A 10,612-nucleotide genomic window follows, 5' to 3' on the forward strand; every position below is an offset into this window, starting at 1 on the left:
GTGGTGCCGGGGGCACCGGGGGGCCGAACCGGCTCCCCCGGGGGTCTTCCCGCCGGGGCCGGTGGTCCGAGCGCCCGGGTCGGGGTACCGGGCGCACCGCCGGGTCGGCCGGGTCGCTCGGTGCGTCCGGGGTGGGTGACCCCTCCGGTACGTGTCTTGTCGATGCGCTCGGAATCGTGTGTCGCTGTGGCCACGTGGTCGCTCCTCCCGCCGGGCTGGGGGCCGGTCGGTTGGCCGGGACGGGTGTCCCGGTCCGTGCAGGCCCGCACGGGTTGGACACCGACACCGGGCGCTTCGTCACGCCGCGGCCATTTCATCGTGGGCCGAAGCGACGCATGGCACAACTTGCGTCGTTTCTGCGTCGTATTCCGGAGATGAAACGTAGAGTGGGCGCATGCGCGAGGAGAAAGCGGCCCCCCGCTCCGCGAGCGGCCCCCGACGGCGACCGGAGCGAGCCGGGGAACCGCAGGTCACCGGGGGTGGGGCGGAGACCGGGGGAAGTGCCGGCCTGACCACCGGGGCGGTGGCCAAACGCTTCGGCGTGGCGCCCACCACGCTGCGTTCCTGGGACCACCGCTACGGCATCGGACCGGCGCGACACACCGGTGGCCGTCACCGGCGCTGGGCCCCCGAGGACATCGCCCTCCTGGCCCACATGTGCCGCCTGACCAGCGAGGGAGTGCCACCCGCCGAGGCCGCCGCCGAGGCCCGGCGGGCGGCCGTGACGGGCGGCGACCCGATGGTCGGCCCCCCGTCGGACGACACGCCGGGGAATTCCGCGTCCGACCCGCCCGACGGGCGGGAAGGGGCCCGGCGGACGCCCGCCCCGCCCCGCGACACGCCGGGGAAGCCGGGGCGCGGACGGCGCGCGACGACCGGGGACGGCGGAGGCGGCGACGGGAACGGAGGCGAGGACGGGAGGCGGGGGGCCGGGACACCGGGCCCCGGTGACCCCGGTGACGCCGACGACGGGGCCGGCGGAGGCGACGGGGACGGGACCGGTCGCCGCACGCCCACCGGGGGCGGGAACACGCTGCCCCTCGGGGAGAACGTCCACCAGGAGTGCCGGGGCCTGGCCCGGGCCGCGGTGCGACTGGACGCCCCCACCGTGCAGCGACGGTTGGAGGCCGCCATCGCCGACCACGGTCTGGTCACCGCCTGGAACGAGGTGATCATGCCCGCGCTGCGCGCGGTGGGACGCAAGTGGCAGACCTCGGGCGAGCGGTACGTGGAGGTCGAGCACCTGCTGTCGTGGCACGTCTCGTCCGTGCTGCGCCTGACGGTGGCCCGGGCGGGAACCCCGAGGACGGGTTCCCCCGTGGTCCTGGCCTGCACCCCCAACGAACTGCACACCCTGCCCCTGGAGGCGGTCTCCGCCGGCCTGGCGGAACGGGGCGTCCCGCAGCGCATGTTCGGCGCCGCGGTGCCCGCCGAGGCGCTGTTCGACGCGGTGCGGCGGACCGGTCCGGCGGCGGTGGCGCTGTGGTCCCAGTCCCGGGGTACGGCCGACCGGGCGATGGCTCACCGACTGACCGGCGTGGCGTGGGGGATAAGGGGTGCCCGCACCCGACCGACGGTGCTGACCCTGGGACCGGGGTGGTCGGCCGGACCGACGGTGCCCGGCACCCGCCGTCCCACCGCGCTGGGTTCGGCCCTGGACCTGCTGGTCGCGGCCTCGGCGGGCGCCGGCACGGAAGCGGCCTGACGCGGCGTCGTTCGAACGGATCGAAAAGCGACGCAAGGTCAGGAAGAGTTTCCCCGAGGCCCTTTCGGCATCTTTCTCCGGGTTCGTCACTCTCACCCGTTCGATTCCCCGCGTCCGAAGGTCGTTCGAATGCGCCGGCGACCACCGACACACGTCCCGACCATTCCCCCCGGGTCCCGCTGAGCGGTACCGTGCCCGGGCGTCACGTCCGCATCCCGGACGAGACCTCCCGATCGCACGTCGTTGAACCGCTCCTGCCGCATCACCCGGAAGGACCCCCACCCGTGAAACGACCGCAGCGCCGCCTGCGCGGCTCACTCGCCGCCGTGGCCACGGCGGCCATCGCCGCCCCCCTGCTGCTCGCCGGCCCCGCCTCCGCCACCGTGCCCACCGCCGAGGCCGCGCCCACGCACGCCAAGCCCGGGAAGCCGGGCAAGCCCGACCGTGCCGAACAGAAGGGCGAGCAGCTCGCCCGCACGCTGGTCCGGAACACCACCGGCAAGGGCGCCATGCGCCACCTGGTGGAGTTCCAGCGCATCGCCGACGCCCACAACGGCAACCGCGCCGCCGGCACCCCCGGTTACGACGCCTCCGCCGCCTACGCGGCCCGGGTCCTGGAGCGCGCCGGCTACGACGTCACCCTCCAGTACTTCCCCTTCCTGTACCGCGAGACCGTCACCGAGCGACTGGTCCAGCTCTCGCCCGAGGAGCGGGAGATCGAGGTGCGGCTGATGTCGCACACCGCCAACTCCCCCGCCGGCGGCACCACCGCCGAGCTGGTCGAGGCCCCGGCCGTCGAGGGGACCGGCGCCGGCTGCACCCCCGAGTCCTTCGCCGGGGATGACTTCGAGGGCCGGATCGCCCTGATCCAGCGGGGTGCCTGCCCCTTCGCCGACAAGCAGGCCAACGCCGCCGCGGCCGGAGCCGTCGGCGCCATCGTCTACAACAACGTCGAGGGCGCGCTCAACGGCACCCTGGGCGAGCCCGGCGCCGGCCTCGTGCCCACCGGCGGCATCTCGCTCGCCGACGGCGAGGCGCTGTCCGCCGCGCTGTCCGCCGGCGAGACGGTGGTCGTCGACTTCGAGGTGGAGGAGTTCGCCGAGGAGCGGATGACCCCCAACGTCCTGGCCGAGACGCCGGGCGGGGACCCCTCGAACGTCATCATGGTCGGTGCCCACCTGGACTCCGTCCTGGAGGGCCCCGGCATCAACGACAACGCCTCCGGTTCCGCGGGCGTGCTGGAGACCGCCGTCCAGCTGGCCAAGGCGACCAAGCAGACCGGGAAGGGCGCCTCGCCGCACGCCGGTCCCAACAAGGTGCGCTTCGCCCTGTGGTCCGCCGAGGAGCTGGGCCTGCTGGGCGCCCACCACTACGTGGACGAACTGACCGAGGAGGAGCGCGACTCGATCGCCCTCTACCTCAACTTCGACATGATCGCCTCGCCCAACTACGGCCTGTTCGTCTACGACGGCGACGGCTCCGAGGGCCTCTCCGCCCCCGGCCCCGAGGGCTCCGCCCAGATCGAGCACCTGATCAACGGCTTCATGGAGGACAAGGGCTGGAACCCGCGGCCGACCGCCTTCAGCGGACGCAGCGACTACGGCCCCTTCATCGAGGTCGGCATCCCGGCGGGCGGCACCTTCACCGGCGCCGAGGGCATCAAGACCGAGGCCCAGGCCGAGCTGTGGGGCGGCGTGGCCGGGGTCGCCTACGACCCCTGCTACCACACCCCCTGTGACGACCTGTCCAACATCGACGCCACCGCCCTGGACATCAACGTCAAGGTGATCGCGTACGCCACCGCCCGGTACTCGTGGAGCACCGCCTCCCTGGACCGGCCGGTGCCGCCGGGGCCGCAGGCCGACCCGGAGACCGCCGACAGCGGCGGCCTGCACGGTCACCACGGCCACGGTCACGAGGACGCGGCCTGAGCCGACCCGGGGTGCGGCCCGGGGTCCCGTGACGCCGCGGGGCGCTCACGGCGGACCCCGCGGCCGGCCCCGGGGAACGGACACCCCGTCGGGGCCCGGCGACCACCCGGTCGCCGGGCCCCGGCGCGTCCCGGGTCCCGGACCGTCCGTTCCGCCCCCGTTCGCCCTCCGATTCCGGGCACGACCGCGGACGGGGCTGCGGAGCCGTTCACCCGAGCGGTAGGCTCTGTCCTGTGATCTTCAAGCGCATCGGTGAGGGACGGCCGTATCCCGCCCACGGCCGGGACAACACCCGGCAGTGGGCGGATGTCGCGCCGCGTCCGGTGCGCCTGGACCAGCTCGTCACCACCAAGGGACAGCTGGACCTGGAGACCCTCCTCGCGGAGGACTCCACCTTCTACGGCGACCTCTTCGCCCACGTGGTGAAGTGGCGCGGCGACCTGTACCTGGAGGACGGCCTGCACCGCGCCGTCCGGGCCGCGCTCCAGCAGCGGCAGGTGCTGCACGCCCGGGTCCTCGAGCTGGACTGAGCCCCGCCGCCTCCGCCGAGGCCGGCACACCCCGTGGAACGGCGCCCGCGCCCGGGCGTTCCGACCGGTCCGCCCCTCCCCCGGCGGCCCCGTCACCCATTTCGTTGATCATCTTGTAGGCACGTTCGGGTCCCCCGGCTACGCTTCGACCATGAGCATGCTGACGCCACCCGGCATGCGCGGCCGCAAGTACCGCGTCACCGGCAACAGCTATCCCCGGATCCGACGCCCGCGCCGCCGCAGGAGGACGGTCGCCGTGATCGGCGGCGTCCTCGCCGTGGGCGTCCTCGGCATCGGCACCCTTCAACTCGTCGACGTCTTCGCCGGCGGGGACACGGAGCGCGACGCGTCCGCCGGGGCGAACCCGACGGACCGTGAGGAGTGCGACACCGCAGGCGCGCCCCCGGCGCCCGAACCCCCCGACCTCCCCTCCCCCGAGACCATCACCGTCAACGTCTACAACGCCACCGACCGTTCCGGCCTGGCACAGACCACCGCCGACGCCCTCGCCGAGCGCGGCTTCCTGATCGGCGCCGTGGACAACGCGCCCGAGGACCTGGACGGCACCGTCGCCTCCGCCGGTCTGCTGAGGGGCGCGCCGGACGCCGAGGAGAACGGCGTGCTCACCGTCCTGGGCGCGCACGCCGCCGGCACCGAGCACGGTGCCCCCCGCGAGGGCGGGGAGGAGGGGATGACCGCGGAACCCGGCGGCCGGGAGGTGGACCTGGTACTCGGAGACGCCTTCGAGGCGCTGGCCGAACCCGCCGAGGTCGAGGCGGCCCTGGCCGCCCTCGTCGCGGCGAGCCCGGAGGAACCCGACTGCTGAGAGCCGCCGCGCGTTCCCGCCCCGCGCCCCGTCCCGCCGCACCCCGGCGGGACGGGGCGCGGGGCCCGACGGCTCAGACCGTCCCGTACATCCGGTCGCCCGCGTCCCCGAGGCCGGGAACGATGAAACCGTCCTCGTTCAGGCGCTCGTCCAGGGCCGCCGTGACCACCGTCACCGGGGTCCCCGCCAACTCCTCCTCCAGGTGGGCCACACCCTCGGGGGCGGCCAGCAGGCACAGGGCCGTCACGTCGTCCGCCCCCCGGCGGATCAGCTCGCGGATCGCCACCACGAGCGTCCCGCCGGTGGCCAGCATCGGATCCAACACGTACACCTGGCGACCCGAGAGGTCCTCCGGCATCCGATTGGCGTAGGTGGAGGACTTCAGCGTCCGCTCGTCGCGGATCATCCCGAGGAAACCGACCTCCGCCGTCGGCAGCAGGCGGACCATGCCGTCCAGCATGCCGAGCCCGGCCCGGATGATCGGCACCACCAGGGGGCGCGGATGGGACAGCCGCACGCCGGTGGTCTCCGTGACGGGCGTGCGGATGTCCACCCGCTCCGTGCGCACCTCCCGGGTGGCCTCGTAGGCCAACAGGGTCACCAGCTCATCGGCCAACCGACGGAACGTGGGGGAGTCGGTGCGCTCGTCGCGCAGCGTGGTCAGCTTGTGGGCCACCAGCGGGTGGTCGACGACATGGATCCGCATGGTCCCGACAGTACCCAACCCCCCGGGGGCGGCCCCGGCCGCCCGGGCCGGCCGACGACCGGCCGACGGCCACCGGATGACGACGCGCGCCGAACCGCACACCATCGGTGAGCAGGGGATTCCCACCCGCCGTGATGGGCAGGAAAAAGGAAACGCATGAGGAGGGGCACGAGCTCCACGCCCCCCGGGACCGCCGCTCCCGGCCCCCGTCCCGCCGGTCGCCCGCGTCCTCGGGCGCTCCGGCGCACCCGACACCGCCACCCGAGCGGCGGAACGGGAATCGGAAGCGGGTGAGGCAGGAGGCAGCATGCCGAAACCCGGATATCCGGAACGACCCGACGCCGACCGAAGTCGCCGCCGAGCCGAATTCCTGCGCGAACTCAAGGAGGCCAAGGCCCTGCGCGAGCGGGTCCGCCCCCGCCGGGCCCGAACCGCCAGGTTGCGCCTTCAACAACGCATGAGGACATTCCGTTGGTGAGGCGTTGACTTGCCCGACAGATCCCGTCTTTTCTGTCACGATGCCAATGGAGGCACGCAACGGGCACGCCGCAGGCACTGACGGACTGCCGAACCGAGTGGGGAGAGTCGAGGTGTACTTCACCGCACTGCTCGCGCGCACCGAGAACGGTTGGGAAGCGAGCGACACCGAGCTGGACGACGTGGAGAGCCTGGACGAGTTGGCCGATCTGGCGCGCGACGCGTCGCCCGACGACGAGCCGGTCCTCGTCTGCATCGAACAGGAAGGGGCGTGGTTCGGCATCGTCCGCGTGGACGGTGAGGAGGATCCCCGGATCTTCGTCTCCGACGCCGCGCGGGCCATGCGCAGCGCCTGGGGCGAAATCCTGATCAGCGATGAACTGTTGGGTCGGGAGCCGCGCACCCCGCGGGTCCCGGAGGAGCCGGAGGACCTCGACGGCACCGAGGAGGGCCCCTCCCCGGAGGCGATCGCCGAGGAGGAGCCGCCGGCCCCCGAGACGATCCCGGCCGGGCCGGTCGGCGACCCGGAGCTGATGGACGACTTCGGCATCGAGGCACGGATGGTACTGACCCTGACCCCGGAGAACGCGCTGGGCGAGATCGCCGACGCCCTGGGCTGCGCGGAGGTGTTGGAGGCCGTGCGCTGAGGACCGCCGCACCGCCACACGGACACCGACACCGGGTCCGACACCGGCCGCCGGTGCCCCGTACGGGGCACCGGCGGCTTCCGCCTGCCGGGGCCCGTCACCCGGCCCGGGCCGCCCCCGCCCGGCGCGACCGACGGGGCCTGCCGTACCGTCGTCCCCCGGTGATCCGCCGGGCGCCCGCCGGAACGGGGCACCGGCCCGAGGGGAGTGCCGGGCCGGAAGCCCGTGACGGCGAGAAGAGGACCGGAGGAACCCGAGGACCGGGAGAACCGGAGGAACCAGGAGAACCAGGAGAACCGGGGGAACCGGAGGAACCAGGAGAACCGGGGGAACCGGAGGAACCGGAGGAACCGGGAGAACCGGAAGAAGGGGTGGCGATGCGCGGACCGAACCGACCACCGACGCACGGCACCGACCCGCGCCCGGCGTCCGGCGATCCGCTGCGCGACCCCTGGGTGCCCGCCGTGCGCCGGGCGCTCGCCGAGGCCCTGGCCGCGCCCGCCACCGGTGACGTACCGGTGGGTGCCGTGGTCCTGGGGCCCGGAGGCCCGGGGGGCCCCGTGCTGGCCACCGGTCGCAACGAGCGGGAGGCGCACGGGGACCCCACCGCGCACGCCGAGGTGCTGGCGCTGCGCCGGGCGGCGGATCGCCTCAACGGCTGGCGGCTGACCGGGTGCACCCTCGTCGTCACCCTGGAACCGTGCGCGATGTGCGCGGGGGCGGCGGCGCTCGCCCGGGTGGAGCGTGTCGTCTACGGGGCCGCCGACCCCAAGGCGGGGGCGGCGGGTTCGGTGTGGGACCTGCTGCGCGACCGCCGCGCCAACCACCGCCCCGAGGTGATCCCCGGGGTGCTGGCCGGTGAGTGCGGGGAGCCGCTGTCCCGTTTCTTCCGTTCCGGTCGTTCCGGGCCGGGCCCCGCCCCCGGGCCGGCGGAGGCGGGCGGGAACGGCGACGGGATCTGATTTCGTCCCGCGCCGGGCCCCGGGCTAAGCTGCCTCTCGGTAGCGTGTCCGAGCGGCCTAAGGAGCTCGCCTCGAAAGCGAGTGTGGGGGCAACTCCACCGAGGGTTCAAATCCCTCCGCTACCGCTGCGAAGTGCAGGAACGAGGGGCCCGGTCCACGCGGACCGGGCCCCTCGTCGTGCGCCGGGCGGTCCTCCCACCGGTTCGACCGCCGGGAGGGCCGGTTAGACTCGCCCGACCGCCGGGACCGGACCCGGCCCGCGCACCCCCGGGCGGGCGGCGGGCGGGAAAGCGGATGGGGAGAGGAGGACGGGAATGGCGCGTGCCGGACGGATCGGGCTCTACGTGCTGAGCGTGCTCGTCCTCTACTCGATCATCGCCTGGCCGGTGGCCTCCGCCGACTTCGTCCGCATGGGCTTCGACGGGATCTCCGCCGCCGCCACGGGTGTGGGCGATCTCGTGACCGCGCTCGCCCGCTGACGCGCGCCCGAGCCGCCGCCCAATTCCCCGCACGCCCGCACACCACCGGCGCGGGCCCCGTCCCGGGCCGACACACACCCTCCGATGCTTGCACCCTTGACCCTGCCTTGTGATGCTATGACCGATTTCTGGTCATTGGTCATGGGTCATTGATGTTCCGGTGGTCTCCCGAGCCGGGATGACCGCAGGGGTTTCCACAGCGGAGTGCGAAGGGGCGGTCGGCCGGTGGCGGTGACGCGGACCCGCGGAACCAAGGGGGCGGGGGCCCGGGAGGTGACGACGGCCCTTTTCGATCGCCTGGTCCGCCTGGAGCCCGGTACCGCCGAGCACGCGCGGGTGCGGGGAGCCCTGATCGAGGCGAACCTGCCCCTGGTCCGCTGGATCTCGCACCGTTTCCGCAGCCGCAACGAGCCGATGGAGGACGTCGTCCAGGTCGGCACGATCGGGCTCATCCACGCCATCGACCGCTTCGACCCGACGCGCGGGGTGCAGTTCCCGACCTTCGCCATGCCGACCATCATCGGGGAGATCCGGCGCTACTTCCGGGACAACGTCCGCAGCGTGCACGTCCCCCGCCGGATGCACGAGCTGTCCATCCGGATCCACGCGGCCGGCGAGGAACTGACCGGCCTGCTGGGGCGCACCCCCACCACGACCGAGATCGCCCGCCGCCTGGCGGTCCCCGAGGAGGACGTGCGGGCGGGGGCGGAGGCGGCACGGGCGTACCGGGTCTCCTCGCTGGAGGCCTCCCGGGAACGCGAGGACGGCTCGCCGGGCCCGGTGGAGAGCCTCGGCTACGAGGACCCGGGACTGGCCGGTGTCGAGCACCGCGCGCTGGTGCGCCACCTGCTGGTGCAGTTGCCCGAGCGGGAGCAGCGGATTCTCGTGCTGCGCTTCTACCGGAACCTCACCCAGTCACAGATCAGCGCCGAGCTGGGGGTGTCACAGATGCACATCTCGCGTTTGCTCAGCCGCAGCGTCGCCCGTCTGAGGGACGCAAATCCTCTCGACACCTGACCCCTTCGGGTGATCCCGTGGCGGTGGAAAGCGGCTCCCCGGGAAAACTCCGCGTCAGGCGTTGCCCATTTATCGACTTGGCACTACATCGTGTTGATGACTTGTGACATTCTGCTGGAACCGCGTTTGCCAGGGCGGCGGCGCCGGTATGCACGAGGGGACGCACCCCTCTCGCAGGGGCACGCCGCCACGACCCGTCCACGACCCCCAGGGGGTGGCATGTCCGTAGAACTGGACAGTTCCCAGGTGCTCGCCACGACCGACGCGCCGCAGGACCCGGCGGTGCCGGTCACCGCGCCGCAGCCTCCCGCGGACACCGACAACCTCGACACCCGCACACTCTCCCGATCCCTCTTCCAGCGGCTCTCCGCCCTGGACGCGGACAGCCCCGAACGGGCCTACGTCCGGGACACCCTGATCGAACTGAACCTCCCGCTCGTCCGGTACGCGGCGGCCCGCTTCCGCAGCCGCAACGAGCCGATGGAGGACATCGTCCAGGTCGGCACGATCGGCCTCATCAAGGCCATCGACCGCTTCGACTGCGAACGCGGGGTGGAGTTCCCCACCTTCGCCATGCCGACCGTCGTCGGCGAGATCAAGCGGTTCTTCCGCGACACCTCCTGGTCGGTGCGCGTCCCACGCCGCCTCCAGGAACTGCGGCTGGCCCTCACCCGGGCCGGTGACGAGCTGTCGCAGAAGCTGGACCGCTCCCCCACGGTGGCCGAGTTGGCCGCCGCGCTCGGCGTCACCGAGGAGGAGGTCGTCGACGGCCTCGCCGTCGGCAACGCCTACACCGCCAGTTCCCTGGACTCCCCCTCGCCCGAGGAGGAGGGCGGCGAGGGCTCCCTGGCCGACCGCCTGGGGTACGAGGACAGCGCGCTGGAGGGCGTGGAGTACCGCGAATCCCTCAAGCCGCTGCTCGCCCGACTCCCCGCCCGCGAACGCCGCATCATCATGCTGCGGTTCTTCGGCAACATGACGCAGTCCCAGATCGGCGAGGAGGTCGGCATCTCCCAGATGCACGTCTCCCGACTGCTGACCCGTACGCTCGCGCAACTGCGCGAAGGGCTCACCGCGGAGGAGTGAGGGAGTCCCGGACCGGCGAGGCGGCCGGTCCGGGCCACGAGGACACCCGATCGGACCCGGGATCATCCCGTCCCGCTCGTCCCACCCCTTCCGGGGCATTCCATCGGGTTCCGTCGGCTCCCCCCGGACTCCGCCGGACCCCGCCGCACGGATCGCGGACCGACCCACGCACCCCGGCCCGCCGTCCCGGCAGTACCCACCGTGGCCCCGCACGACAGCCCGCACCGTCCCCGGACACCCCCGTAC

General features: G+C 73.5%; 11 protein-coding genes and 1 tRNA gene. 11 read left to right on the forward strand and 1 reads right to left on the reverse strand.

All coding sequences use genetic code 11. The annotated features are described in order from the left end of the window. Positions 1-394: 394 nt before the first annotated feature. The 4 genes from FOE67_RS07035 (at position 395) to FOE67_RS07050 (ending at position 4,992) form a co-directional block, all read left to right on the forward strand. Positions 395-1,705, forward strand: coding sequence for a MerR family transcriptional regulator (locus FOE67_RS07035; protein WP_182661587.1), 1,311 nt, complete (start codon positions 395-397; stop codon positions 1,703-1,705). A 284-nt stretch (positions 1,706-1,989) separates the two neighbouring features. Further along, entirely contained in the window at positions 1,990-3,636 is a 1,647-nt protein-coding gene (locus FOE67_RS07040; protein WP_182661589.1) for a M28 family metallopeptidase, read from the forward strand. 233 nt (positions 3,637-3,869) lie between these two features. After that, positions 3,870-4,166: a type II toxin-antitoxin system VapB family antitoxin gene (locus FOE67_RS07045; RefSeq protein WP_143618915.1), complete on the forward strand. Its 297-nt coding sequence runs from the start codon at positions 3,870-3,872 to the stop codon at positions 4,164-4,166. A 151-nt stretch (positions 4,167-4,317) separates the two neighbouring features. Next, positions 4,318-4,992: a LytR C-terminal domain-containing protein gene (locus FOE67_RS07050; RefSeq protein WP_182661591.1), complete on the forward strand. Its 675-nt coding sequence runs from the start codon at positions 4,318-4,320 to the stop codon at positions 4,990-4,992. Positions 4,993-5,065: 73 nt separating this feature from the next. Here FOE67_RS07050 and upp read toward each other — a convergent pair whose 3' ends face one another. Further along, complete coding sequence (upp, locus tag FOE67_RS07055) at positions 5,066-5,698, reverse strand: uracil phosphoribosyltransferase (protein ID WP_182661593.1); 633 nt, start codon at positions 5,696-5,698, stop codon at positions 5,066-5,068. A 307-nt stretch (positions 5,699-6,005) separates the two neighbouring features. On the opposite strand from upp, the gene FOE67_RS07060 reads away from it, so the two are divergent. The 7 genes from FOE67_RS07060 to FOE67_RS07090 all read left to right on the forward strand — a co-directional run bounded on the left by FOE67_RS07060 (position 6,006) and on the right by FOE67_RS07090 (position 10,366). After that, entirely contained in the window at positions 6,006-6,176 is a 171-nt protein-coding gene (locus tag FOE67_RS07060; protein WP_182661595.1) for a hypothetical protein, read from the forward strand. Positions 6,177-6,288: 112 nt separating this feature from the next. Then, positions 6,289-6,822: a tRNA adenosine deaminase-associated protein gene (locus tag FOE67_RS07065; RefSeq protein ID WP_182661596.1), complete on the forward strand. Its 534-nt coding sequence runs from the start codon at positions 6,289-6,291 to the stop codon at positions 6,820-6,822. 377 nt (positions 6,823-7,199) lie between these two features. Then, positions 7,200-7,784, forward strand: coding sequence for a nucleoside deaminase (locus FOE67_RS07070; RefSeq protein WP_182661598.1), 585 nt, complete (start codon positions 7,200-7,202; stop codon positions 7,782-7,784). A gap of 38 nt (positions 7,785-7,822) precedes the next feature. Further along, positions 7,823-7,909, forward strand: a tRNA-Ser gene (locus tag FOE67_RS07075). A 189-nt stretch (positions 7,910-8,098) separates the two neighbouring features. Further along, positions 8,099-8,263 (forward strand): hypothetical protein, encoded by a 165-nt coding sequence (locus FOE67_RS07080; protein ID WP_182661599.1) that lies wholly within the window; start codon positions 8,099-8,101, stop codon positions 8,261-8,263. Between the two features lie 225 nt (positions 8,264-8,488). Next, the gene (locus FOE67_RS07085; protein ID WP_182661601.1) at positions 8,489-9,280 is read left to right on the forward strand and encodes a SigB/SigF/SigG family RNA polymerase sigma factor; all 792 of its coding nucleotides are present in this window, start codon (positions 8,489-8,491) and stop codon (positions 9,278-9,280) included. A gap of 219 nt (positions 9,281-9,499) precedes the next feature. Beyond that, on the forward strand, positions 9,500-10,366 hold the full coding sequence (locus tag FOE67_RS07090) for an RNA polymerase sigma factor SigF (protein ID WP_182661603.1): 867 nt from the start codon (positions 9,500-9,502) through the stop codon (positions 10,364-10,366). Positions 10,367-10,612 lie beyond the last annotated feature (246 nt).

Source organism: Streptomyces calidiresistens, from assembly GCF_014141525.1.
Taxonomy (GTDB): domain Bacteria; phylum Actinomycetota; class Actinomycetes; order Streptomycetales; family Streptomycetaceae; genus Streptomyces; species Streptomyces calidiresistens.

Coding starts and splice junctions, on each gene's coding strand:
- FOE67_RS07050 (WP_182661591.1), top strand. CDS start 4,318: ATGAGCATGCTGACGCCACCCGGCATGCGCGGCCGCAAGTACCGCGTC.
- FOE67_RS07080 (WP_182661599.1), top strand. CDS start 8,099: ATGGCGCGTGCCGGACGGATCGGGCTCTACGTGCTGAGCGTGCTCGTC.
- upp (WP_182661593.1), bottom strand. CDS start 5,698: ATGCGGATCCATGTCGTCGACCACCCGCTGGTGGCCCACAAGCTGACC.
- FOE67_RS07090 (WP_182661603.1), top strand. CDS start 9,500: ATGTCCGTAGAACTGGACAGTTCCCAGGTGCTCGCCACGACCGACGCG.
- FOE67_RS07035 (WP_182661587.1), top strand. CDS start 395: ATGCGCGAGGAGAAAGCGGCCCCCCGCTCCGCGAGCGGCCCCCGACGG.
- FOE67_RS07070 (WP_182661598.1), top strand. CDS start 7,200: ATGCGCGGACCGAACCGACCACCGACGCACGGCACCGACCCGCGCCCG.
- FOE67_RS07060 (WP_182661595.1), top strand. CDS start 6,006: ATGCCGAAACCCGGATATCCGGAACGACCCGACGCCGACCGAAGTCGC.